The following is a 22,541-nucleotide window of genomic DNA, read 5'->3' on the forward strand; positions in this document are numbered from 1 at the left end:
GATGGGAGACGCACGCCGCGCGAACACGCGTTCCTGCTGGTCAGAGGCCGTTGGGGAAGACGAACCTCGACTCTGGGAGGAACAACATGGCTGGTTCGATCACCCGCGGTGTACTTTTCGTGCACTCAGCGCCCCGCGCGCTGGTGCCGCACATGGAGTGGGCAGCGTCCAACGTCCTCGGCACACGCGTGTCGATGGACTGGACCGAGCAGCCCGCTGCCCCTGGCATGCTCCGCGCCGAGCACTCCTGGCAGGCGCCGTCGGGCACCGGCGCGAAGCTTGCCTCCGCGCTGCGCGGCTGGACGCACCTGCGCTACGAGGTGACCGAGGAGGCGAGCCGCGGCGTCGACGGCTCCCGCTGGAGCCACACCCCCGAGCTGGGCATCTTCCACGCGGCGACTGACGTGCACGGCAACATCGTCGTCCCCGAGGACCGCGTCCGTGCCGCCCTCGCCCACGCGGGCGACGCCGAGCGCATGAAGCAGGAGCTCGACCTCGCGCTCGGGCAGGCGTGGGACGACGAGCTCGAGCCGTTCCGCTTCGCCGGTGCTGGCGCGCCCGTGCGCTGGCTCCACCGCGTCGGCTGAGCCGGACGCACCACCGCTTCCCAGAGCACGACGAAGGGCGCCTCCCGAACGGGAGGCGCCCTTCGTCGTCCCTGACGGATCAGGCCGACGTCACGACCAGCGCGACGTTGTGGCCACCGAAGCCGAACGAGTTGTTGATCGCCGCGACGTCGCCCTTCGGCAGCTCGCGCGGGGTGTCCCGCACGAGGTCGAGGACGAGCTCCGGGTCCGGGTCCGACACGTTGATCGTCGGGGGAGCGGTGCGCTCGTGGACGGCGAGCAGGGTGAACACCGTCTCGAGCGCGCCAGCCCCGCCGAGGAGGTGCCCGGTCATGGACTTCGTCGCGGACAGCGCCACGTGGTCGGCGTCTCCTCCGAGGACGCCGCGCACGGAGCGTGCCTCGATGAGGTCGCCGACGACGGTCGACGTCGCGTGTGCGTTGACGTGCACGACGTCCGCCGGGGCGACGCCCGAGTCCTCGAGCGCAGCCTTCATCGCGCGGATCTGCCCCGCGCCCGAGGGTTCGGGGGACGTGATGTGGTAGCCGTCGGCCGTGAGGCCGAGGCCGGCGATGCGTCCGTAGACCCGCGCGCCGCGGGCAGCGGCGTGCTCCGCCGACTCGAGCACGACGACCGCCGCGCCCTCGCCGATGACGAAACCGTCACGCGCGACGTCGTACGGGCGCGACGCGCCTGCAGGGTCGTCGTTGCGCAGCGACAGCGTGCGCGACGCGGCGAAGGCGGAGATCGGCATGGGGTGGATCGTCGCCTCGGTACCGCCCGCGACAACGACGTCCGCGCGGCCCGAGCGGATCATCTCGACGCCGTAGGCGATCGCCTCGGCACCCGATGCGCACGCCGACACGAGGGCGTGGGCACCTGCGCGGGCGCCGAGCTCGAGCGAGACGAAGGCCGTCGGGGAGTTGGGCATGAGCATGGGGACGGTCATCGGCAGGACGCGGCGTGCGCCCTTCTCGCGGAGCGTGTCCCACGCGTCGAGCGTGGTCCAGATGCCGCCGATGCCCGAGGACACGACGGACCCGAGGCGGTCGTGGTCGACGTCGGTGATGCCGGCGTCGGCCCACGCCTCGCGGGCCGCGATGATCGCGTACTGCGTGGACGGGTCCATGCGCTTGAGCTCGGGCCGCGCGAGGACCTCCTCGGGCGCGACCTTGATCGTCGCGGCGAAGCTCACGGGGATGCCGTACTTCTCGGCCCAGTCGTTCTCGAGGGTCCGTGCGCCGGACTGGCCGGCCAGGGCGGCCTGCCACGTGGAGGCCACGTCACCGCCGAGAGGCGTGGTGGCACCGAGGCCGGTGACGACGACGTCGGGAACGGTGGTCATGGTGACTCCTGTCGGGTGGGGAGGGGCCGCGGGGCGGCGGCGCCGGTCGGCGGGCGCGAGCGCACGCGCCGACCGGCACGGGTGTCCGGTGGGACCGGGAGGCTCAGGCCTGCGCGTTAGTGATGAACGAGACGGCGTCGCCCACGGTCGTGAGGTTCTTGACCTCGTCGTCGGGGATGGTGACGCCGAACTTGTCCTCGGCGTGCGTGACGATCGTCATCATCGACAGCGAGTCGATGTCGAGGTCGTCGGTGAAGGACTTCTCCGCGGTGACCGTGTCGGCGGGCAGACCCGTCTCCTCGGCGACGATCTCGGCGAGCCCGGCGAGGACCTCGTTCTCGGTGTGAGCCATGGGTGTTCTCCTTGGTTGTGTGGGTGAAGCTGGGTGGACTGAGGGTCAGGGGACGATGACGACCTGGGCCGCGTAGACCAGGCCGGCGCCGAAGCCGATCTGGAGCAGGACGTGGCCGGTCTTGGCAGCGCCCTCCCGGATGAGCCGTTCGGTCGCGAGCGGGATCGAGGCGGCGGACGTGTTGCCCGTGTCCTCGATGTCCCGGCCGACGACGACGTCCTCGCGGAGGCCGAGCTGCTTGATCATCTGGTCGATGATCCGCATGTTGGCCTGGTGCGGGACGAACACGTCGATGTCTGCGGGGGTGAGCCCGGCCGCCTCGATCGCGCGGAGCGCGACGGGCGCCATCTGGAACGCGGCCCACTTGAAGACGGACGGGCCGTCCTGGCGGAGCGTCGGCCATGCGGCGCCCTCGGTCGCGGCGAACTCCTGCCAGCTGAGCGTCTGGCCGATCGTCGCGGCCTTCGAGCCGTCGGAGCCCCACACCGTCGGGCCGATGCCGGGGAAGTCGGACGGGCCGACGATCGCTGCGCCTGCGCCGTCGCCGAGCAGGAACGAGATGGAACGGTCGGTCGGGTCGATGAAGTCGCTCATCTTCTCCGCGCCGATCACGAGCACATGACGAGCGGCGCCGGAGCGGACGAGCGCGTCGGCCTGACCGATCCCGTACGAGTATCCGGCGCACGCAGCCGAGATGTCGTAGGCGGCGGCCGGGGTGGCGCCGATGCGGTCGGCGACGATCGCGGCGCCCGCGGGGGTCTGCGCGAAGTAGGTGACGGTCGACAGGATGACCGCGTCGATGTCGGCACCGGTCAGGCCGGCCTGCGCGAGTGCTTCCTCGGCGGCGGCGGTCGCGAGGTCGAGGACGTCGGTGTCGCCGGTCGCGCGACGGCGGGTGACGATGCCGGTGCGCTGGCGGATCCACTCGTCGGACGAGTCGATCGGGCCGGCGATGTCGTCGTTCGTGACGACGGCGTCGCCGCGCACCCCGCCGATCGCGAGGATGCGGGAGAACTGCGGTCCGGTCGCCTGCTTGAGCTGAGTCACGCCGTGGTCTCCTCGGTGATGGTGGCGGTGGCGGCGGAGTGGCGCGCGACGAGGTCGCGTGCCGCGTCGAGGTCGTCGGGCGACTTGATCGCGACCTGCTCGACGCCCTTGAGAGTGCGCTTCGCGAGGCCGGTCAGGACACCGCCGGGAGCGAGCTCGAGCACCGCGGTGACGCCGAGCTCTCCCAGCGTCTCCTGGCACAGGTCCCAGCGCACGGGGGCGACGATCTGTGCGACGAGGTGCTCGATGACGTCCGCACCGGTGCCGTGGCCGTGCGCGCCGGCGCCGCGGGAGCTGTAGGTCGTGCCGTCTGCGTTCGTGAGCAGCGGCAGCCGGGGGTCCTGGGCGGGCCAGCCGGCCGCGACGGGCTCGAACGCGTCGAGCGCGGACTGCATGAAGGTCGTGTGGAACGCCCCGGCGACCTGCAGGGGGATGACCCGGGCGCGGGTCGGCGGGTTCTCGGCGAGCCGAGCGAGGCCGTCCGGGCACCCGGCGGCGACGACCTGGCCGCCACCGTTGACGTTGGCGGGGTAGAGGCCCGCGTCGGCGATCGCGGGGAGCACCTCGTCCGGGTCTCCGCCGACGACGGCGCTCATCCCCGTCTCGACCGCGGCGGCCGCGCTGGCCATGGCGCGAGCTCGGTGGGCGACGAGGCCGACGGCGCCGGCGTCGGTCAGGACCCCCGCGACGGCTGCGGCCGTCAGCTCGCCCACGGAGTGCCCCGCGGTCGCGTCGACGACGTCGGAGGCGACGCGGCCGGCGAGGACCTCACGGAACGCGAGCAGCGAGGTGGCGACGATGAGGGGCTGGGCGACGGCCGTGTCTCGGATCGTGTCGGCGTCGCTCACGGTGCCGTGGGCGACGAGGTCGACCTGGGCGGCCTCGGAGAGCTCGGCGAGACGGTCACCGACGCCGGGCAGCTCGAGCCACGGGGCGAGCATGCCGGGGGTCTGGGAGCCCTGTCCTGGGCACAGTACTGCGATCACTCGTCAACCTTGCCTTCCGGTGGCGACCCCGGGGCGTCACGACGCGCACGAAGCTGGGGAAACGAACTTGTGGTGAACCTACAAGGTGTCACGCGTGGGTGGCGTCGACCCTGACGAGCTCGCCGAGGGCGAGCGCGACCTGCAGGACGAACGACTCGCGTGCGTCGAGCGGGTCCCAGCCGGTCAGCTCCGCGACCTTGCGCAGCCGGTACCGCACCGTGTTCGGGTGGACGTAGAGGCTGCGTGCGGCCGCCTCGAGCGAGCGGCCGGTGCCGAGGTACGCCGAGAGGGTCTCGAGCGTCGCACCGGTGCTCGCGGCGAGCGGCGTGTACGCCTGGTCGACGAGCGTGCGCCGAGCGCTCAGGTCGCCGATGAGGACACGCTCGGGGAGCAGGTCGTCAGCCTGGACCGGACGCGGAGCCTGCGGCCACGCGGCCGCGGCCGCGAGTCCGGCGAGAGCCGCCGTCGCCGAGCGGCCGGCCTCGCCGATCCCGCCGACGACCGGGCCGAGGACGACGGGTCCGGGGCCGAAGCGCGGGACGAGCGACCGCGCCGACTCGACGAGGTCGGGCCCGCCGCCGAGGACGAGGACGATGCGGTTGGCCTGGATGCCGACGAGCGAGTCGTCGACGACGCGTCGCGTCGCCCGGCGCAGCTCTGCTGCGCGCACCTCGTCGAGCTGCTCCGTCGTGGTCCCGACCATGACCAGGACGTGCGCCGACCCCGACCAGCCGAGCGCTGCGACGCGGGAGCGCACCGCGTCGTCGGACTCGCCGCGCATGAGCGCGTCGACGACGAGCGCCTCGAGGCGCGCGTCCCACGCACCGCGCATCTCGGCGGCGCGCGCGTATACCTCGGCTGCGGAGAAGGCCACCTCGCGCGAGTACCGCAGGACGGCCTCGCGCAGGTCGCGCTCGGCGCCCGGCACCGCGAGCTCGTCGGAGTACGCCTCGACGACGTCGACGATCACGCGCACGAGCTGGAGCGTGTGCTGCAGGGAGATGGACTGCGTGAGCTCCGGCGGCGCCGCGGAGAAGATCTCGGAGACGCCGCTCGGGACACCGGTGGGCTCCTCGTACCAGGCGACGAACGAGGCGATCGCCGACTGCACGACGAGCACGATCCACGACTTGTCCTCGGCCGGGAGGTCGCGGTACCAGGACAGCTCGGCGTCGAGCTGCTTGAGCGCGGCCTTCGTCAGCAGACCGGTCCCCGCGCGGACACGGCGAAGGTGCTCGTCCTCCTCGACGCCCGCGGCGGGCGAGGTCGCGGCCGTCGCGGGATCGGCGTGGTCCTTCGCGGGGGTGGCACGGCTCATGGGGAGAGCATACGGCCCCAGATTGTGGGGAACGCACAAATCGCTGAAGATCTAGGAGGTATCAGGATCCGGCCCGCCGGGTGATGGATCGTCAAGAAAAGCCTAAGGTGGATTCATGAGTCTCTTGCCCAAGCTCCGCCAGCTCATGAGGAAGACGACGTCCGCGTCCACCGTGGGGACCCGTCGCCCGACGAAGGCTGCGCGCCCGGGCGACCGTCCGCACGAGGACGCTCTGCGCGCGATGCTGACCGACGACCCGAACAACGAGCGCGCGTTCCGGGCGCTCGTCGAGATCGTCCGGCAGCGCGCCGCGTCGACCGGGCACCACGAGGACCCGCTGGCGGCCGAGCAGGCCGACCAGTCCTACCAGGAGGAGCGGCGCCGGCAGGGGGACCTCGCGGTGTGGGCCCTGGCCGAGGAGCTCGCTGGCAACGCCCGGGCCTGGTACCCGCTCATCGAGCTGGCCCGCTTGTCGATCGACGAGGACTTCGAGGGTGCGATGCGCCGCCTCGCCACCGCTGCGGAGCGCGACTCGTCCGGGGAGGGCCTCGCGGCTGCGATCGTCATGCTCCGCGAGACCGGCCACGCGACGGAGGCGAGCGGCCTGGGCGTGGGGCACTGGCGTCCGCGTGAGCACAGCGTCGAGGCGGGGCGCCAGCTCATCCTCGCCGCGCTCGACGCGGGCCGTGTGGGAGAGGCCAAGCACCACCTCGAGTCCCTGATGCTCGCCGAGGACCAGGAGGCGGTCGACCGCGTGTCCGAGGAGCTGCGCACGAAGATCGCGATGAGCGAGTCGGGCGTGGGCGGGGGAGCCTGACCTTCCTGCGCTCCACCTTCTGGCGAGCGCCACGAGCCTGAGACGACGAGACCCCGTCACCCGGAACCGGGTGACGGGGTCTCGTCGTCAGTGGGGGTGACCCGTCAGGAGTCGCCACCTGCCGTGCCGGACGTACCGGCGCGCACGTCGTGCAGGTTGTACCGCTCGATGGCCTGGGCGGGGGCGTCGGCCGCGACCTCGCCGCGAGCGGCGAGCGACTGGAGCACGCGCACCGCCGTCGACGGACCGTCGATCTTGAAGTGGCGGCGGGCTGCGGCGCGGGTGTCGGAGAACCCGAAGCCGTCCGCGCCCAGCACCTCGTAGTCGCCCGGGACCCACTTGCGGATCTGGTCGGTCACGAGCTTGTCGTAGTCGCTCGTCGCGATGAACGGACCCTCCGCACCCTGGAGCTTGGACGTCAGGTACGCGACCTTCTTCTCCGCTCCCGGGTTGAGGAAGTTGTGCTCGTCGGCGGCGAGGCCGTCGCGGCGCAGCTCGAGCCAGCTCGTCACGGACCAGACGTCCGCCTGGACGCCCCAGTCCTCGGCGAGGATCTTGGCGGCCTCGAGCGCCCACAGCACGCCCACGCCGGACGCGAGGATCTGGGCACGCGGCCCCTCGCCCTGCGCCTGGTGGATCCGGTGGATCCCTCGCAGGATGCCCTCGACGTCCACGTCCTCCGGCTCTGCCGGCTGAGCCATCGGCTCGTTGTAGACGGTCAGGTAGTAGATGACGTTCGGGTCGCGGTCGCCCTCGCCGTACATGCGCTCGATGCCGTCGCGCACGATGTGGCGGATCTCGTACCCGTAGGCCGGGTCGTAGTGGACGACGTGCGACATGGTCCCGGCGAGCAGCGGCGAGTGGCCGTCAGCGTGCTGGAGGCCTTCGCCCGTGAGGGTCGTGCGGCCGGCCGTGGCTCCGATGAGGAAGCCTCGCGTGAGCTGGTCGCCCGCGGCCCAGAACTGGTCGCCGGTCCGCTGGAACCCGAACATCGAGTAGTAGAAGTAGAACGGGATGAGCGGCTGGCCGTGCGTCGCGTACGACGTGCCGACCGCCTGGAACGCGGCGGCGGAACCGGCCTCGTTGATGCCGGTGTGCATGATCTGGCCGGCCTCGGACTCCTTGTAGGAGAGCATGAGGTCGGAGTCGACCGCGCGGTAGTTCTGCCCGAGCGTGTTGAAGATCTTCGCCGTCGGGAAGATCGAGTCGAGGCCGAACGTGCGGGCCTCGTCGGGGATGATCGGCACGATGCGCTTGCCGATCTCCTTGTCCCTGACGAGGTCCTTGAACAGCCGGACGAGCGCCATCGTCGTGGCGACCTCCTGCTGGCCGGAGCCCTTCGCGAGGAGCTCGTACGTCTTGTCGCCCGGGAGGTTGAGCGGCTCGTACTTCTCGCGACGCTCGGGGACGAACCCGCCGAGCGCGCGACGGCGCTCGAGCATGTACTGGATCGTCGGGTCCTCGGGTCCCGGGTTGTAGTACGGCGGCAGGTACGGCTCGGCGTCGATCTCCTCGTCGGTGATCGGGATGTGCAGCGAGTCGCGGAGAGCCTTGAGCTCCTCGTTCTTGAGCTTCTTCATCTGGTGGGTCGCGTTGCGACCGGCGAAGCCCGAGCCGAGGCCGTAGCCCTTGATCGTGTGCGCGAGGATGACCGTCGGTTGGCCCGTGTGGGCGCGCGCCGCGGAGTACGCCGCGTAGATCTTGCGGTAGTCGTGGCCGCCGCGCTTGAGCTCCCAGATCTCGTCGTCCGTCATGTTCTCGACGAGCGCCTTGGTGCGCGGGTCGCGACCGAAGAAGTGCTCGCGGACGTACGCGCCGTCGTTGGCCTTGAACGTCTGGTAGTCGCCGTCGAGCGTCTGGTTCATGAGGTTGACGAGCGCGCGGTCCTTGTCGGCGTTGAGCAGGACGTCCCACTCACGGCCCCAGATGACCTTGATGACGTTCCAGCCGGCGCCGCGGAACTGGGCCTCGAGCTCCTGGATGATCTTGCCGTTGCCGCGGACCGGGCCGTCGAGGCGCTGCAGGTTGCAGTTGACGACGAACGTGAGGTTGTCGAGCTGCTGCTGGGCAGCGAGCTGCAGCATGCCGCGGCTCTCGGGCTCGTCCATCTCGCCGTCGCCGAGGAACGCCCACACGTCCTGCTGCGACGTGTCCTTGATGCCGCGCTCGTGCAGGTAGCGGTTGGTCCACGCCTGGTAGATCGCCGACGCGGGGCCGAGGCCCATCGAGACCGTCGGGAACTCCCACAGCTCGGGCGCGAGGCGCGGGTGCGGGTAGGACGGCAGGCCGCCGCCCGGGTGCGACATCTCCTGGCGGAAGCCGTCCAGCTGGTGCTCGTTCAGGCGGCCCTCGAGGAGCGCGCGAGCGTAGACGCCGGGGGAGGCGTGGCCCTGGAAGTAGACCTGGTCGCCGCCGCCCGGGTGGTCCTTGCCGCGGAAGAAGTGGTTGAGGCCGACCTCGTAGAGGGTCGCGACGGACGCGTACGAGGAGATGTGGCCGCCGACCGCGACCGAGGGGCGCTGCGCGCGCGTCACCATGACGGCGGCGTTCCAGCGGATCCAGGAGCGGTAGCGGCGCTCCATGACCTCGTCGCCCGGGAAGTAGGGCTCCTCGTGGACGCCGATGGTGTTGACGTAGGGGGTGTTGAGCGACGTCGGGATGGCGACGTTGCGCTCACGTGCTCGCTTGAGCAGGTTGAGAAGGACGTACCGGGCGCGGGGTCCGCCGCGCTCGTCGATCAGGCCGTCCAGCGCCTCGACCCACTCACCCGTCTCGGCGGGGTCGATGTCCGGGACCTGGCTGAGCAGACCGTTGATGAGCGGTCGGGTCTCGTCGTGCGAAGCCACCAGCAACCTCTTTATCTCGTCGTGAGCACTTTCGAGGGGGCTGGCGCCCCGGTGCTCCCAGTCCGGACCCACGGCTCGCGGCGCGGTAGCGCCGACGGGGTCCTGATGACCATTGTGTTCTCAAAGTCGCGGCAAAGTCACACCGTGTCCACCGTTCCCGGCCGTGATCCTCGTGACACCACGTGTGGGTGTCCGCGGCTGTGGTGCACTACCTTTGCCAGTGGGCGCCTCGTTGTGCAGGTGCCGGTACTGCGGGCGGCGTTGTGACACAGGTGACAACGCGGGCGGTGCCCGCTGGAGTCTTTCGGAAGGAACGGGAACCACAGGTGGCCACGAGCACGGACCCCCAGGACGCGACGAGCGCCGCGGGGGCGGAGAAGCTGGGATTCGACCGGGAGATGGTCGTCCAGGAGTTCGGGTACGACGACGACGTCGACCACGACCTGCGCTCGGCGATCGAGGACATCACGGGGACGGACCTGGTCGACGAGGACTACGACGACGTCACCGACGGTGTCATCGTCTGGTACCGCGACGGCGAGGACGACCTGACGGACCTTCTCGTCGACGTCCAGACGGTCCTCGACGACGGTGGCGCGATCTGGGTGCTGACGCCGAAGCCCGGTCGCGACGGTCACGTGGGCCACAACGACATCCAGGAGGCCGCGAGCACCGCGGGCCTGCACGTGACGAGCACCTTCTCGATCGCGCGCGACTGGTCGGCGACGAAGCTCGGCACGCGCGGCCGCGGCCGCTGATGGAGACGGTGCCGCTCGTCGTCGGCGACGTCGCTCCCGACTTCACCCTGCAGGACACGCACGGCACTCCCGTGACTCTCTCGGAGCTGCGCGGCGGCCCCGTCCTGGTGGTGTTCTTCCCGTTCGCCTTCTCAGGGATCTGCACGGGTGAGCTGTGTGAGCTGCGCGACAACCTGGCGCAGTTCGAGGACGCCCGCGTCACCCTGCTCGCGATCTCGTGCGACCCGGTCTTCACGCTCAAGGCGTGGGCCGAGCAGGAGGGCTTCGGATTCGACCTGCTGTCGGACTTCTGGCCGCACGGCGAGGCCGCGCAGGCGTTCGGTGTGTTCGACGACGAGCACGGCCTCGCGCTGCGTGGCAGCTTCCTGATCGACGCCGAGGGCGTCGTGAGGTGGGCGGTCGTCAACCCGCGCGGGCAGCGCCGGGACCTCGACGGCTACCGTGAGGCGCTCGCGCTCCTGTGACGGGCGACAAGGTAGTCTGACGGCTGCCTGTTCACCAGGGCCTGTAGCTCAGCTGGTTAGAGCGCCACGCTTACACCGTGGATGTCGGGGGTTCGAGTCCCTCCGGGCCCACCGTCGGCGCCTCGGTCGTCCGGGGCGCCGTTCTTCGTCTCACAGTTCGACAGGACAGAGCGAGGGATGCTCGGTACGGTCGGCAAGACGTCGTCGCCAACCTCTGGAGCCCTCCGTGACTCGTGTGTCTCGCCGCCTGTCGGCGCTCGCCATCGCTGCTTCTCTCGGTATCCCGGGCTCCGCCGCTCTCGCGACGAGCGCTGCTGCGGTCCCGGTCCCGGCCGCTCCAGTCGCCGCGAGCGCGACGACCATCGACTGCAGCCGTGGCGGCGTGAAGCTGTCCCGGTCCTTCGGCACGTACCGGCTGAAGGGCGCGTGCGGCAAGGTCACGATCACGGGCACCGGGGTGACAGTCTCGCTGAAGTCCGTGAAGACGCTCAGCGTGAGGGGCAGCAACGCGAAGGTACGTGTCGCCAAGAACGTCGGCAAGGCGTCGGTCACCGGCACCGGCGTGAACCTCAAGGTCGGAGGTTCGCTCGGGACGCTCAAGATGGACGCGAGCAACGCGAGCGTCACCGTGAAGAACAACCTCAAGACGGCCCGCCTCGAAGGTGCGGGCACCAAGCTCCGTGCAGGCAAGACCTCGACGCTGGTCGTGCGCGGCAGCGGCAACCACGTGAAGGTGACCAGCCTGCGCAGCCTCCGAGTCGTCGGGGCGAACAACTACGTCAAGGCTGCCAAGGGCAAGGCGAAGACCGTGAAGGTCAGCGGGACCGGGAACGTCATCAAGGTGCGCACGTCGCGCTGACGATCGTCCGGACGTGGACGAGGGCCTCGCGACTCTGTCGCGAGGCCCTCGTCCGTCACTCCTGCTGTCGCGCGCCTGGTCGCGGTCCTGCGCTCGTCAGGCGCAGTTGTCGCAGATCCCCGTCGCCGGGAGCGTCATGAAGCACGTGGGGCACATGGCCGTGGGGCGCTCGGGCTGGGCGGGTCTACGCGTCGAGGCGGGCTTCGCGGCGGGGGTGCGCTTGGGTGCGGGCGCGCGACGCGGCGCCCGTGCGGCACCGGGCTCGACGACGTCGAAGCCGCGGTTGCGCACGACCTTGATCGCTCCATCGTCGAACTCCTCGGCGAGAGCCGTCCGGCCGGTCGCATAGCGGTGCGCGACGCCGATGACCGCGGCGCAGTCGTAGCTCGCGCCGTCGTGGACGATCGTCGGCCCTCCTGAGGCCTCGAAACCGTAGACGCCGAGGAAGTTCTCGCTCCCACGGGAGTCGTGCTCGGCGATCGCCTGGAGGATGTGCTGACGGGTCACGGAGGAGAAGGTAGCCACCCCGCCAGGGTAGTCGGCGCGCACGACGACCCTCGCCGCCCAGAGGGCCCGTGTGACGAAGACGGCCCTGCTCTCGGCACCCGCCGTACGCGCGTGGCAAGGTAAGGACCAGCCCCGACCAGCAAGGAGACCCATCGTGGATCAGCAGACCCCGCACCGCGTCCTGAACAACGGCGTCACGATCCCGCAGCTCGGCTTCGGCACCTACAAGGTCGAGCCTGCGGACGCGGTCAGGGTCGTCAGCGAGGCCCTCGAGATCGGCTACCGGCACGTGGACACGGCCCAGATGTACGGCAACGAGCGCGAGGTCGGGCAGGCGGTCCGCGAGAGCGGTCTGCCGCGCGAGGACGTCTTCGTCACGACGAAGCTCAACAACAACCAGCTCACGTACGACGACGCGCTCGCGTCGTTCGACCGGTCGCTCGACGATCTCGGGCTCGACTTCGTCGACCTGTTCCTCATCCACTGGCCGCTGCCGACCGTGAGCGACTTCGTGCCCCGGTGGAAGGCGCTCGAGGAGATCTACCGCTCCGGCCGCGCGCGTGCGATCGGCGTCTCGAACTTCCAGGAGAACCACCTCGTGCGGCTCATGGAGGAGACGCAGATCGTGCCCGCCGTCAACCAGGTCGAGATCCATCCCTACCTGGTGCAGGACGAGCTGCGTGGGTTCGACGCGAAGCACGGCATCGTCACGCAGGCGTGGTCGCCGCTCGGCCGAGGAGCGGTCCTCGGCGACCCGACGATCGCGGCGATCGCGCGCCGCCACGGCGCATCACCTGCGCAGGTCATCATCCGCTGGCACGTGCAGCGCGGTGACGTCGTCTTCCCGAAGGCCTCGAGCCGCGCGCGGATCGAGGAGAACTTCCGCGCGCTGGAGCTGCACCTGGCGGACGAGGACATGACGGCGATCACGGCGCTCGACCGCGGCGAGCGCACGGGCTCGCACCCCGACACGATGGCGTGGATCCCGTGACCGGCACGACGACGAGGAGGACGTGCGCATGAGCTTCCGCATGCAGGGTGCCCGGGTGCTGATCACGGGCGGTGCTGGCGGCATGGGCCGCATCTATGCCGAGCGCGCGTTGCGCGAGGGTGCAGCGCACGTCGCGCTGTGGGACCGCGACGGTGCGGCGCTCGCCGCGACCGTCGCCGAGCTCTCGACGGCGCACCCGCGCGCCACGGTGGCCGGGACGGAGGTCGACCTCGGCGACACCCGGTCGATCGTCGACCGTGCGCAGGACTACCTCGCCGACGGCGGTGCCCCTCAGGTGCTCGTCAACAACGCGGGCATCGTGCGCGGCGCGCTGTTCTGGGACCACGAGGTCCGTGACATCGAGGGCACGATGCAGGTCAACGCGGTCGCGCCCATGGTCCTCACGCGCGAGCTGCTGCCCGCGATGATCGCGAGCCGCCGGCCAGCGCGCATCCTCAACATCGCCTCGGCCGCCGGAACGATCGCCAACCCGCGGATGAGCGTCTACGCCGCCTCGAAGTGGGCCATGATCGGCTGGTCGGACTCGGTGCGGCTCGAGCTCGAGCGCACCGGCAACGACCACGTGCGGGTCACGACGTTCTGCCCGAGCTACGTCTCGACCGGCATGTTCGACGGCGCCCGGGGTCCGCTGCTCACGCCGATCCTCACGCCGAAGACCGCGACGGACCGCGCCTGGCAGGCGATGCTCGCCGGGCGGCCGGTGCGCGCGACCCCGTGGACCGTCCCGCTCGGACGGGCGCTCCGCGGAGTGCTGCCCTCGCGCGTGTGGGACGTCGTCGCCGACAAGGGCTTCCGTGTCTACAACACGATGGACGAGTTCCGGGGGCGGTCCGGCGCGGGCCCGAGCCCGCGCTCCTGACCGCCCCCGGTCTCGCCGCCTACCGGTCGCGCGGGGCCGTCACACGGCCTCGCGCGAGCTCGACGCGAGTGCGTCGCGCACGCTCACCCGCGGGCCGGTCCGCAGGAGCGAGCCCGAGTAGATCCGGGCCGCGACGGCCGTGACCGCGTAAGCCGTCGCGAGCAGGATCACGATCGCGACGAGAGGCTCCCACCACTGCGCCTCGCCGAAGAACAGACGCACCGGCATGCCGACCGGGGCGGAGAACGGGACGTAGGACAGGATGGTCATGACGACCTCGTTCTCGTTGAGGAACACCACGAGGAAGTACGGGATCATCGTGAGCATCATGGCGGGCATGATCACCGACCCCGTGTCCTCCACCCGGGAGACGAGCGACGCACCAGCCGCGTAGATCGCAGCGAGCAGCAGGAAGCCGACCACGAGGAACGCGACGAACCACAGGATCGGCGCGCCGAGCATGCCGAGCAGCTCGTCCTGGCCCGTGATGACGAGACCGAGAACTGCCGTGGCCGCGATCGCGGCGGCCTGCCCCAGGGCCAGGACCGTGTTGCCGAGGATCTTGCCGGCGAGCAGGCTGCGCGCCGACACGGTCGCGAGCAGGATCTCGACGACGCGCGTCTGCTTCTCAGACACGGTGGACTGCGCGATCATGCCGCCCGAGCCCGCCCCGATCATCATGAAGACGATCCCGAAGGCGAGCGAGACGAGGTATCGCACCCCCTCTGTCGTCGCCGCGGGCTCGAGCTCCTCGGTCGCAGGCACGACCGCGAGCGTCCTCATGATCTCGTCGTTGGTCCCCGTGAGGGTGACGACGAGGAGGCCCGACGGCTCGGGACCGGGCAGGACGGCCGCCTCGACGCTCTCGTCGGCGACGAGGGCGCGTGCTTCGTCCTCGGACGCGGCGACGACCGGCGCGAGCGTCGGCACGTCGCCGACCGTCTGGGAGGTCGCGGCGACGACCGCGACCTTCGTCTTGTCGGACGGGTCGACGGGGCCGAGGGCGTCAGCCGCGTCGTCGGCGAAGAAGCTCGACGCGATGATGGATCCGAGCACCAGCACGAGCGTGACGATCGTCGAGACGATGAACGACTTGCTCGTCACCTGGCTGACGATCTCGCGCTCGGCGACGATCACCGCGGCGTTCGCGGAGCTGGGCGGGTTGGGGTGCACGGTGCTCATCGGACGGTCTCCTCGATGCTCTGGGCGGACGTCTGCTCGGCGTGGGCGGCCTCGCTCGTGATCTCTCGGAAGATCTCGCCGAGGGTGGGGCGCAGCCTGCCGAACCGGGTGACGGACGAACGGGCGACGGCGTCGGTCAGGACGGCCTGGGCGGTCTCGGGCGTCGCATCGAAGACGGCGTCGCCGCCGGTGAACTCGACGACCTCGACGCCGGGGACGCCGCGCAGCCAGCCGATGTCCCCGCCCGTCGCGATCTCGAAGCGGCTGCCCCCGAACTCGTCGCGCAGCCCGTCGCGCGAGCCCTCGGCCTGGATCTTGCCGCCCGCGATGATGACGACGTCGTCGCACAGCCGCTCGACGACGTCGAGCTGGTGCGACGAGAAGAGCACGGGCACGCCCTGGGCAGCGCGCTCGGCGAGCGCGCGGACGACGACGTCGACGGCGATGGGGTCGAGCCCGGAGAACGGCTCGTCGAGGACGAGGATCGTCGGATCGTGCACGAGCGCGGCGGCGATCTGGACGCGCTGCTGGTTGCCGAGCGACAGCTTCTCGAGCGGCTCGTCCGCGCGCTCGGCGAGGCCGAGGCTCTCGATGAGGTCGGTCGCGTTGCGACGCGCGGCGGTGCGGTCGTAGCCGTGCAGGCGCGCGAGGTGCACGAGCTGGTCGACGACCTTCATCTTCGGGTAGAGGCCGCGCTCCTCGGGCATGTAGCCGATCGTCTGGCGCTCGGCGGGCGTCAGGGGTGCGCCGTCGAGCGTGACGGTACCGGAGTCCGCGGCGAGGACGCCGAGGATGATACGCATGGTGGTGGTCTTGCCGGCGCCGTTGGCACCGATGAACCCGGTCAGTCGTCCCGGGGCGACGCCGAACGACACGTCGTCCAGCGCGCGCAGGTCCCCGAAGCTTCGGTTGATGTGGTCGAGCCTCAGCACGTTCTCTCCCTCGTCGGTGGCGGGTCGCTTCGTCGGCGGTTCGCCTGCTTCGAGCCTAGGGAGGGGGCGGTGGCCGGGGCTTCCCCCGGGAGGCGGAACGGGCTACGCCGCAGGGATGAACGGCGCTCCGCCCCGTGCCGCGTGCCTGGTCAGGTGGGACGGCGACCGCGCGAGGATGCGGGTCAGCGACGGACGAGGCCGTGCTCGTGCGCGAAGACGACGGCCTGCACGCGGTCGCGCAGCCCCAGCTTCGCGAGGACGTTGGAGACGTGCGTCTTGATGGTCGCGCGCCCGAGGAAGAGCTGGGCGGCGATCTCGTCGTTGGACAGGCCCTGCGCCATGAGGTCGAGCACCTCGAGCTCGCGCTCGGTGAGCGATGCGACCTCACGGGGGCGACCAGGCGCGGCGGCGGCCGGCTGGGCCGGGGGAGCCGTGCCGAGCACGGCGCGCTCGAGGACGGCGCGGGTCATCTCGGGGGCGAGGAGAGCATCGCCCGCGGCGACAGACCGCACGGCCTCGGCGAGCTGCGCCGGGCGTGCGTTCTTGAGGAGGAAGCCCGCGGCTCCCGCGCGCAGCGCCGCGAGGAGGTAGTCCTCGCGCTGGAAGGTCGTGAGGATGAGGACGCCGGCACGGACGGTCGGGTCGGCGACGATGAGCCGCGTCGCCTCGAGGCCGTCCATGTCCGGCATCTGCACGTCCATGCAGACGACGTCGGGGTCCAGGCGACGGGCCTCCGCCACGCCCGCCGCGCCGTCGGCGGCCTGCCCGACCACCGTGACCCCGGGCTGCGCGTCGAGGATCGTGGCGATGCCCTCGCGGACGAGCGCCTGGTCGTCGACGATCAGGACGCGAACCTCACTCATCGGAGCCTCCCGCGCTCACGCTCGCGCGCACCGCGTCGGCGGTCGAGCACTTGCGGGGCAGGAGGGCGCGGACGACGAACCCGCGCGGAAGAGCCGCGCCGACGTGGAGCGTGCCGCCCTCGGCGGCCACGCGCTCGCGCATCCCGACGATCCCGAGACCGCCCCGACCAGGGCGACGCACCACGGGTGCGCCCGCGCCGTCGTCGGACACCTCGATCTCGAGCGCGTCGTCGAGGTAGCGGAGGCGCACGTCCGCCCGCGCGGTGGCGCCCGCGTGCCGGCGCACGTTCGTCAGGGCCTCCTGGACGATCCGGTAGACGTTGAGGGACGTCACGGGCGTCAGGGGAAAGGGCGTCCCGATCACCTGGAGGTCGACCTCCGTGCCGGTGCCGCGCGTCTCCTCGACGAGCTGGGGCACGCTCCCGACGCCGAGCGACGCGAGCGCCTCGCCCGGCTCGTCCGCTGCCGCCGGATTGGTCGCCTCGTCGCGGAGGGTGCCGATGAGGGTGTGCAGCTCGTCGATCGCCTGGCGAGCCGAGTCCTCGACGTGCTCGAGCGCCGCGGTGACCTTCTCTCGGTCGGCGTCGGCCTCGAGCAGCGCGCGGGCGGCGGAGGTCTGCAGGCCCATGACGGACACGTGGTGCGCGACGGCGTCGTGCAGCTCGCGGGCGAGCTGGAGGCGCGAGATCGTCATCGCCTGCGCCTCCGAGCGGATGCGTTCGGCCTGGAGCTGGTGGTCGCGCCAGCGGTTGCGCGCCCGGTCGCGCGCGGAGCTCCACGCACGCTCGCCGAAGCTCCACGCCGCCCCGAAGTACAGGACGTTCGTGAGGATCTGGATGAGCAGGTACGCGACGAGCGGCGAGAACATGCCGCCTGCGATGCCGCCGTCCTCCTCGAACTTCTTGATCGTCTCCGGGTCGGTCGCGGCCTGGACCAGGCCGATCGCGAGCCACACGAGCATGACGACGACGACGGACCCGCGCGCCCACGTCGCGAGCCTGCGCCGCGGCTCCCACGCCCCGACCGAGTAGAAGCCGGTGAAGAGCGCGATGTTGAGGATGAGCGTCTCGGAGACCTCGAGGCTGACCGTCGCGATGAACGCGACCGACACGGCGGCGAGCACGGGGACCGGGTAGCGGCGGCGCAGCGCGAGGGGAAGCGTCGATGCCGCGAGCAGGGCAGCCGCGCCGGGGCCGGTGAGCGGGTCGTCGTACAGCCCCGCGATGGTCCACAGGACCATCGAGAGCAGGGAGCCCGCGAAGAGCGCGACGGCCGCGAAGGCGTCGCGGCGCACGTCGGCGTCGGTGACCGGGGTGCGAGCCCAGCCCGGGGCGTCAGGGTCGACCGGAGGCAGCGTTCTCACGTGGGCATCTTGTCACGGACGCCGTCCCCGCAGCCGGGGCCGCGGGAGGTCGATAGCCTGCTCGCATGAGCTCCCAGACGCCCACGCTGTCCGACGTCGTCGCGCACCTCGAGCGCCGGTACCCGCCCGCGACCGCAGAGTCGTGGGACGCCGTCGGCCTCGTCACGGGCGACCCAGCGCAGCCGGTGCGGAAGGTCCTGTTCGCGGTCGACGCGGTCGCGGCGGTCGCCGAGGAAGCGGTCGAGTGGGGAGCAGACCTCGTCGTCGTGCACCACCCGCTGCTGCTGCGCGGTGTGCACTCGATCGCCGCGGACGAGCCCAAGGGGGCGCTCCTGCACCGGCTCGTGCGGGCGGGTTGCGCGCTCTACGCGGCGCACACGAACGCCGACTCGGCGACGCGCGGCGTCGCGGACGCCCTCGCGGACGTGCTCGGCGTCGTCGACACGCGTCCGCTCGTCCCCGCGCCTGCGGGCGGCGACCTCGACAAGCACGTCGTCCTCGTCCCGGAGGAGGACGCGGACCGGATCATCGACGCGCTCTCCCGCGCGGGAGCGGGGGCCATCGGCGACTACGAGCGGTGCGCGTGGACGACGACGGGCACGGGCACGTTCGTGCCGCTCGACGGCGCGGACCCGGCGATCGGGACCGTCGGCGAGGTTGCGCAGGTGCGTGAGACGCGCGTCGAGATGGTCGCGCCGCGTCACCTGCGCTCCGCCGTCGTCGCGGCGATGCGCGCGGCGCACCCGTACGAGGAGCCGGCGTTCGACGTCCTCGAGCTCGCACCGCCCGCGACGAGCACGGGCCTCGGCCGGCTCGGACGGCTCGAGGCGCCGACCACGCTGCGGGCCTTCGCCGAGCGCGTCGCCCAGGTGCTGCCCGCGACACCGCAGGGCGTGCGCGTCGCGGGCGACCTCGACGCCGAGGTCGAGACCGTCGCGGTGCTCGGCGGTTCGGGCGACTCGGAGATCGCGTCCGCCCGCGCCGCGGGCGCCGACGTCTACGTGACGAGCGACCTCAAGCACCACCCGGTCTCCGACGCACGCGAGCTCGACACGCTGCGCGGCGACGGCCGGCCGTTCCTGGTCGACACCGCGCACTTCGCGAGCGAGTGGCCCTGGTTGCGGTACGCGGCCGAGGACCTCGCGTCCGACGTCGCGGGTGCGGGGGGCGAGATCGAGGTGCGTGTCAGCACCCTGCGCACCGACCCGTGGACCGCTCGCTTCGCGAGCCCCGACCGCGACTGAACCGCTCCCTGGGCGCCGGGTCGGGGGGCCTGAGCGAGGCCCGGACCGGATACCGTGGTACCCGGGCGCGCTCCCGGGCCGCCGACAACAGCACACGATCGAGAGGCACCACCCCATGGCGACTGCACCGGCTCACGACCAGCGACGTCTGCTCGACCTGCAGGCGCTGGACACCCGCCTCGACCAGATCGCGCACCAGCGTGCGAAGCACCCCACCCTCGAGCGCCTCACGGAGCTCGACAGCCAGCTCGCCGACCTGACGACGACCCTCGTCGCGTCGCGCACCGCCGCGAGCGACCTGCGCCGCGAGCTCACCAAGGCCGAGACCGACGTCGAGCAGGTGCGCGCCCGCGCCGAGCGTGACCAGTCCCGCCTCGACTCCGGTGCCGTGGGAGCGAAGGACGCGCAGGCGCTCGTCTCCGAGCTCGAGTCCCTCGCCAGGCGCCAGGCCGACCTCGAGGAGGTCGAGCTCGATGTCATGGAGCGCCTCGAGGCGCACGAGACGGCGCTCGCCGAGGTCGAGTCCGCGCACGAGAAGCTCGTCGCGGCCAAGGCCGAGGTCGAGGCGGAGCGGGACGCGGCGTTCGCCGAGCTCGACCGCTTGCGCGACGCCGTCGCGGAGGAGCGCGCGAAGACCGCCGTGGGGATCGACGAGGGGCTCATGGCGATCTACGAGCGCCTGCGCGCCCGTCTCGGCGGCGTGGCCGTCGCGGCGCTGCGCCACGGCCGCTCTGAGGCGTCGGGCATGCCGATCAGCCCGGCCGAGCTCTCGCGGATCAAGACCCTCGGCGCCGACGAGATCGTCTACTGCGAGGACACGGGCCGCATCCTGGTCCGCGGCGACGACGCGTTCTGATCTCGTCAGGCGCGCGGTCGGTCAGCACCGGCGGCGCGCCTGGGTCAGCTCTCGCGGGACGGACGCTTGAGCTCGCTCAGTCGGTGACCACGAGCTCGAGCGTCGAGTGCTTCTTGCCCGGCACGAGCGCGGCGTCGTACAGCTGGGAACCGACCATCTCGTCCGCGGCGTCGAGCAGCTCGGCCGCCGTGCGCGGAGGCTCCGCGGCCCTGCGCAGCAGGTGCCCGGTGAGCAGGCCGCGCGTGTGCTTCGCGTGGTGCGAGACGACCGAGCGCTTCCCGTCGAGCTCCCGCAGCACCTTGACCTGCACGTGCTCGGCCCCGGCGGGCACGCGCCACGCCGCGGCGTAGCTCGAGGACCGGCAGTCGACGACGACGTCACCCGCAGCGCGCTCGTCGAGCACGGTGAGCTCGGGGCGCCAGAACTTCGCGAGCGGGCCGATGCCCGGCAGGTCGACCGACATCGACAGCCGGTAGGCCGGCACGCGGTCGGTCGGACGCACGAGCCCCCACAGCGCCGAGAACGTGAGGACGTCCGCGAGCCGGCCGCGTGCGACGTCGTCGTCCCCGTCGAGGACTGACGCGAGGTCAGCCGCCGCGTACAGGACACCCGTGTAGACGCGCGCGCCCGGCGCTGCGGGCGCCGTCGTCAGCGCCGTGTTGCGCGCGACCTCCTCCATGAGGCTCGCGCCGACGCCGAGCACCTCGAGCGCATCGTCGTGAGCGGAGGCCTCGGCGAGCGCCTCGAGCGCCTTGCGCCGTGCCGGCGCGAGCTCCGCGTGCACGAGCGTGTCCAGGTCGACGGGCGCGCCAGAGGTCGGGGCGGTCTTGCCCTCGGACGGGGGAAGCAGGATCAGCACGCGCCAACCCTAGTCGCCGCCCGCGCCGCATCCGGGCGTCGCACGCCCGTCGTGACCGACGTCGCACCCGTGTCCGGGTCGGGCTCCCGCGACGGTACGATTGCCGAGCGGATGAGTCGGTCGGGCGGCCGCGTTGCACCTCCGGGTGCACCGAGGAACGTCCGGGCTCCGTAGAGCAAGGTGGTGGGTAACGCCCACCCGGGGTGACCCGCGGGAAAGTGCCACAGAGAGCAGACCGCCCGTCCTCGGACGGGTAAGGGTGAAACGGTGGTGTAAGAGACCACCAGCGCGGCGGGCGACCGTCGCGGCTAGGTAAACCCCACCTGGAGCAAGACCAGACAGGGTGCGTTCGAGGGCTGCTCGCCCGAGCACCCGGGTAGGTCGCTGGAGGCGTGCGGCAACGTACGTCGTAGATGGATGGCCGCCCATCGGAGCGAGGCAACTCGCCCGTGGACAGAACCCGGCGTACAGACCGACTCATCCGCCCTCTCGGTTACGCCGAACTCCCGCAACACGGTCGAACGGTGCTGCGGGAGTCCGGTCGTAGGAGTTAGAGCTCGCGCGGATAGGACGGCGTATGGATCAGGGGCACCGGGCAGGACGAGAGTCCCACCGGTAGCGCTTCCAGGACTGCCGGACCAGGCGGCGGATGATGATGATCGCGCTGGCCAGCGCCACCCAGGCGTTCTGCACGCACCCTTGCCGGTCGGTCACCCTCGCCAGCGCCGAGAACCCTCTGTTGTGCCATGAGTTGGTCCGCTCGACGACCCATCGACGAGTGTGGTTGATAGGCAGGAATACCCCCTTGGGAGTGATGTTCGGGGTGCAGCCCAGCTCGGAGAGAAGATCCCGGGTCCGAGCCGAGTCATAGCCCGCATCCAGGTGAACCGTGATGACCTCAGGAAGCCTGAATCCGACCACGGCGAGGGTCTCTAGCGTCGGACGCAGGAGCGGAGAGTCGTTCCTGTTGGCCCCGGCCAGCACCCATCCGATCGGTATCCCGCCGCCGTCCACGAGCACCGATCTCTTGAGACCCAATTTGCCGCGGTCGACAGGGCTGCGGCCGGTGTTCTCTCCTCCGCACGGTGCCTTGACGATGCATCCGTCGACCACGAGGTTGTCCAGGTCGAGGCCGACAGCCTGGTCGTAGGCTTCCAGCGCCAGGTGGTGGAGCCGCTCGAACACGCCGGCACGGATCCACTCGTCCCGGCGGGCTCGCATCGTGGTCGCCGAGCAGGTCTCATCGGCGTGCTGCTGGTAGGTACCTCCCAGGACGAGGCGGGCCAGAAGCTTGTCAAAGACGACCCGGTCTGGGATGCGCGGGCGGTGACACCCCAAAGGGTGGTTGATGTTGCGTTCGGGCAGCAGGGCTCGGAACTGTTCCCACAGAGGGTCGGCGATGAAGCCGGGCAGGACGGGCACGTGGTCTTGTGATCGTCGTCGTCGAGAAGAAGGGCGGGGCCGCCGCGCCGTACCCGTCCGGGCGCGGTGCGGCGGCCCCGGTCC

General features: G+C 71.4%; 22 protein-coding genes, 1 tRNA gene and 1 other RNA gene. 11 read left to right on the plus strand and 13 right to left on the minus strand.

The features are described from left to right. Positions 1–86: 86 nt before the first annotated feature. The gene (locus ATL41_RS00365; RefSeq protein WP_098456702.1) at positions 87–587 is read left to right on the plus strand and encodes a DUF3145 domain-containing protein; all 501 of its coding nucleotides are present in this window, start codon (positions 87–89) and stop codon (positions 585–587) included. 79 nt (positions 588–666) lie between these two features. Here the strand turns inward: ATL41_RS00365 and ATL41_RS00370 are convergent, their stop codons facing one another. The 5 genes from ATL41_RS00370 to ATL41_RS00390 all read right to left on the minus strand — a co-directional run bounded on the left by ATL41_RS00370 (position 667) and on the right by ATL41_RS00390 (position 5,614). Further along, positions 667–1,911, minus strand: a complete 1,245-nt coding sequence (locus ATL41_RS00370) for a beta-ketoacyl-[acyl-carrier-protein] synthase family protein (RefSeq protein WP_098456703.1) — start codon at positions 1,909–1,911, stop codon at positions 667–669. A gap of 103 nt (positions 1,912–2,014) precedes the next feature. After that, the gene (locus tag ATL41_RS00375) at positions 2,015–2,263 is read right to left on the minus strand and encodes an acyl carrier protein (protein ID WP_098456704.1); all 249 of its coding nucleotides are present in this window, start codon (positions 2,261–2,263) and stop codon (positions 2,015–2,017) included. Positions 2,264–2,308: 45 nt separating this feature from the next. Next, positions 2,309–3,310: a beta-ketoacyl-ACP synthase III gene (locus ATL41_RS00380; RefSeq protein ID WP_098456705.1), complete on the minus strand. Its 1,002-nt coding sequence runs from the start codon at positions 3,308–3,310 to the stop codon at positions 2,309–2,311. Beyond that, complete coding sequence (locus tag ATL41_RS00385) at positions 3,307–4,296, minus strand: ACP S-malonyltransferase (protein ID WP_098456706.1); 990 nt, start codon at positions 4,294–4,296, stop codon at positions 3,307–3,309. The genes ATL41_RS00380 and ATL41_RS00385 overlap by 4 nt, the downstream gene beginning before the upstream one ends. A gap of 88 nt (positions 4,297–4,384) precedes the next feature. Continuing rightward, on the minus strand, positions 4,385–5,614 hold the full coding sequence (locus ATL41_RS00390) for a PucR family transcriptional regulator (protein WP_098456707.1): 1,230 nt from the start codon (positions 5,612–5,614) through the stop codon (positions 4,385–4,387). Positions 5,615–5,729: 115 nt separating this feature from the next. Here ATL41_RS00390 and ATL41_RS00395 point away from each other — a divergent pair, with 115 nt between their 5' ends. Next, complete coding sequence (locus ATL41_RS00395) at positions 5,730–6,431, plus strand: hypothetical protein (protein WP_098456708.1); 702 nt, start codon at positions 5,730–5,732, stop codon at positions 6,429–6,431. A 104-nt stretch (positions 6,432–6,535) separates the two neighbouring features. Here ATL41_RS00395 and aceE read toward each other — a convergent pair whose 3' ends face one another. Beyond that, positions 6,536–9,277, minus strand: a complete 2,742-nt coding sequence (gene aceE, locus ATL41_RS00400; RefSeq protein ID WP_098456709.1) for a pyruvate dehydrogenase (acetyl-transferring), homodimeric type — start codon at positions 9,275–9,277, stop codon at positions 6,536–6,538. 326 nt (positions 9,278–9,603) lie between these two features. Here aceE and ATL41_RS00405 point away from each other — a divergent pair, with 326 nt between their 5' ends. The 4 genes from ATL41_RS00405 to ATL41_RS00420 all read left to right on the plus strand — a co-directional run bounded on the left by ATL41_RS00405 (position 9,604) and on the right by ATL41_RS00420 (position 11,358). Further along, positions 9,604–10,035, plus strand: a complete 432-nt coding sequence (locus ATL41_RS00405; protein ID WP_098456710.1) for a DUF3052 domain-containing protein — start codon at positions 9,604–9,606, stop codon at positions 10,033–10,035. Continuing rightward, positions 10,035–10,499, plus strand: a complete 465-nt coding sequence (locus ATL41_RS00410; protein ID WP_098456711.1) for a peroxiredoxin — start codon at positions 10,035–10,037, stop codon at positions 10,497–10,499. Before ATL41_RS00405 ends, ATL41_RS00410 begins: the two co-directional genes overlap by 1 nt. Positions 10,500–10,536: 37 nt before the next feature. Further along, positions 10,537–10,610 (plus strand) — tRNA-Val (locus tag ATL41_RS00415). Between the two features lie 115 nt (positions 10,611–10,725). Then, positions 10,726–11,358, plus strand: a complete 633-nt coding sequence (locus ATL41_RS00420; RefSeq protein ID WP_098456712.1) for a DUF3060 domain-containing protein — start codon at positions 10,726–10,728, stop codon at positions 11,356–11,358. Positions 11,359–11,454: 96 nt separating this feature from the next. Here ATL41_RS00420 and ATL41_RS00425 read toward each other — a convergent pair whose 3' ends face one another. Then, positions 11,455–11,883 carry a ScoMcrA-related endonuclease gene (locus tag ATL41_RS00425; RefSeq protein ID WP_098458831.1) on the minus strand — a complete coding sequence of 143 codons (429 nt, stop codon included), beginning with the start codon at positions 11,881–11,883 and terminating at the stop codon, positions 11,455–11,457. Between the two features lie 136 nt (positions 11,884–12,019). Between ATL41_RS00425 and ATL41_RS00430 the strand changes: the two genes are divergently transcribed. After that, a complete protein-coding gene (locus ATL41_RS00430; protein WP_098456713.1) occupies positions 12,020–12,856 on the plus strand; it encodes an aldo/keto reductase in 837 nt (278 codons plus the stop codon). 28 nt (positions 12,857–12,884) lie between these two features. Then, a complete protein-coding gene (locus ATL41_RS00435; protein WP_098456714.1) occupies positions 12,885–13,736 on the plus strand; it encodes an SDR family NAD(P)-dependent oxidoreductase in 852 nt (283 codons plus the stop codon). 39 nt (positions 13,737–13,775) lie between these two features. Here the strand turns inward: ATL41_RS00435 and ATL41_RS00440 are convergent, their stop codons facing one another. From ATL41_RS00440 to ATL41_RS00455, 4 genes are all read right to left on the minus strand, one after another. Then, positions 13,776–14,918 (minus strand): ABC transporter permease, encoded by a 1,143-nt coding sequence (locus ATL41_RS00440; protein ID WP_098456715.1) that lies wholly within the window; start codon positions 14,916–14,918, stop codon positions 13,776–13,778. Continuing rightward, complete coding sequence (locus ATL41_RS00445) at positions 14,915–15,850, minus strand: ABC transporter ATP-binding protein (RefSeq protein WP_098456716.1); 936 nt, start codon at positions 15,848–15,850, stop codon at positions 14,915–14,917. The genes ATL41_RS00440 and ATL41_RS00445 overlap by 4 nt, the downstream gene beginning before the upstream one ends. A 182-nt stretch (positions 15,851–16,032) precedes the next feature. Continuing rightward, positions 16,033–16,713, minus strand: a complete 681-nt coding sequence (locus ATL41_RS00450; protein ID WP_098456717.1) for a response regulator transcription factor — start codon at positions 16,711–16,713, stop codon at positions 16,033–16,035. Continuing rightward, entirely contained in the window at positions 16,706–18,076 is a 1,371-nt protein-coding gene (locus tag ATL41_RS00455; protein WP_098456718.1) for a sensor histidine kinase, read from the minus strand. Before ATL41_RS00455 ends, ATL41_RS00450 begins: the two co-directional genes overlap by 8 nt. Before the next feature lie 65 nt (positions 18,077–18,141). Here ATL41_RS00455 and ATL41_RS00460 point away from each other — a divergent pair, with 65 nt between their 5' ends. Both ATL41_RS00460 and ATL41_RS00465 read left to right on the plus strand, forming a co-directional pair. Next, the gene (locus ATL41_RS00460; RefSeq protein WP_098456719.1) at positions 18,142–19,320 is read left to right on the plus strand and encodes a Nif3-like dinuclear metal center hexameric protein; all 1,179 of its coding nucleotides are present in this window, start codon (positions 18,142–18,144) and stop codon (positions 19,318–19,320) included. Between the two features lie 115 nt (positions 19,321–19,435). Further along, on the plus strand, positions 19,436–20,176 hold the full coding sequence (locus ATL41_RS00465) for a zinc ribbon domain-containing protein (protein ID WP_098456720.1): 741 nt from the start codon (positions 19,436–19,438) through the stop codon (positions 20,174–20,176). A 76-nt stretch (positions 20,177–20,252) separates the two neighbouring features. Here the strand turns inward: ATL41_RS00465 and ATL41_RS00470 are convergent, their stop codons facing one another. Further along, positions 20,253–21,035: a YaaA family protein gene (locus ATL41_RS00470; RefSeq protein ID WP_098456721.1), complete on the minus strand. Its 783-nt coding sequence runs from the start codon at positions 21,033–21,035 to the stop codon at positions 20,253–20,255. Between the two features lie 112 nt (positions 21,036–21,147). On the opposite strand from ATL41_RS00470, the gene rnpB reads away from it, so the two are divergent. Continuing rightward, positions 21,148–21,519: RNase P RNA component class A (gene rnpB / locus ATL41_RS00475), an RNA gene on the plus strand. Positions 21,520–21,617: 98 nt separating this feature from the next. On the opposite strand, the gene ATL41_RS00480 is transcribed toward rnpB, so the two are convergent. Further along, positions 21,618–22,457 carry an IS5 family transposase gene (locus tag ATL41_RS00480; RefSeq protein ID WP_098456722.1) on the minus strand — a complete coding sequence of 280 codons (840 nt, stop codon included), beginning with the start codon at positions 22,455–22,457 and terminating at the stop codon, positions 21,618–21,620. Positions 22,458–22,541: the final 84 nt, after the last annotated feature.

It is taken from the genome of Flavimobilis soli (assembly GCF_002564025.1).
In the GTDB taxonomy this organism is placed as follows: Bacteria; Actinomycetota; Actinomycetes; order Actinomycetales; family Cellulomonadaceae; genus Flavimobilis; species Flavimobilis soli.

What these genes read in the sequence shown, in the direction of transcription:
- ATL41_RS00435 (WP_098456714.1), top strand. Translation starts at nt 12,885, where the DNA reads ATGAGCTTCCGCATGCAGGGTGCCCGGGTGCTGATCACGGGCGGTGCT.
- ATL41_RS00375 (WP_098456704.1), bottom strand. Translation starts at nt 2,263, where the DNA reads ATGGCTCACACCGAGAACGAGGTCCTCGCCGGGCTCGCCGAGATCGTC.
- ATL41_RS00465 (WP_098456720.1), top strand. Translation starts at nt 19,436, where the DNA reads ATGGCGACTGCACCGGCTCACGACCAGCGACGTCTGCTCGACCTGCAG.
- ATL41_RS00365 (WP_098456702.1), top strand. Translation starts at nt 87, where the DNA reads ATGGCTGGTTCGATCACCCGCGGTGTACTTTTCGTGCACTCAGCGCCC.
- ATL41_RS00440 (WP_098456715.1), bottom strand. Translation starts at nt 14,918, where the DNA reads ATGAGCACCGTGCACCCCAACCCGCCCAGCTCCGCGAACGCCGCGGTG.
- ATL41_RS00370 (WP_098456703.1), bottom strand. Translation starts at nt 1,911, where the DNA reads ATGACCACCGTTCCCGACGTCGTCGTCACCGGCCTCGGTGCCACCACG.
- ATL41_RS00450 (WP_098456717.1), bottom strand. Translation starts at nt 16,713, where the DNA reads ATGAGTGAGGTTCGCGTCCTGATCGTCGACGACCAGGCGCTCGTCCGC.
- ATL41_RS00410 (WP_098456711.1), top strand. Translation starts at nt 10,035, where the DNA reads ATGGAGACGGTGCCGCTCGTCGTCGGCGACGTCGCTCCCGACTTCACC.
- ATL41_RS00390 (WP_098456707.1), bottom strand. Translation starts at nt 5,614, where the DNA reads ATGAGCCGTGCCACCCCCGCGAAGGACCACGCCGATCCCGCGACGGCC.
- ATL41_RS00395 (WP_098456708.1), top strand. Translation starts at nt 5,730, where the DNA reads ATGAGTCTCTTGCCCAAGCTCCGCCAGCTCATGAGGAAGACGACGTCC.
- ATL41_RS00460 (WP_098456719.1), top strand. Translation starts at nt 18,142, where the DNA reads ATGAGCTCCCAGACGCCCACGCTGTCCGACGTCGTCGCGCACCTCGAG.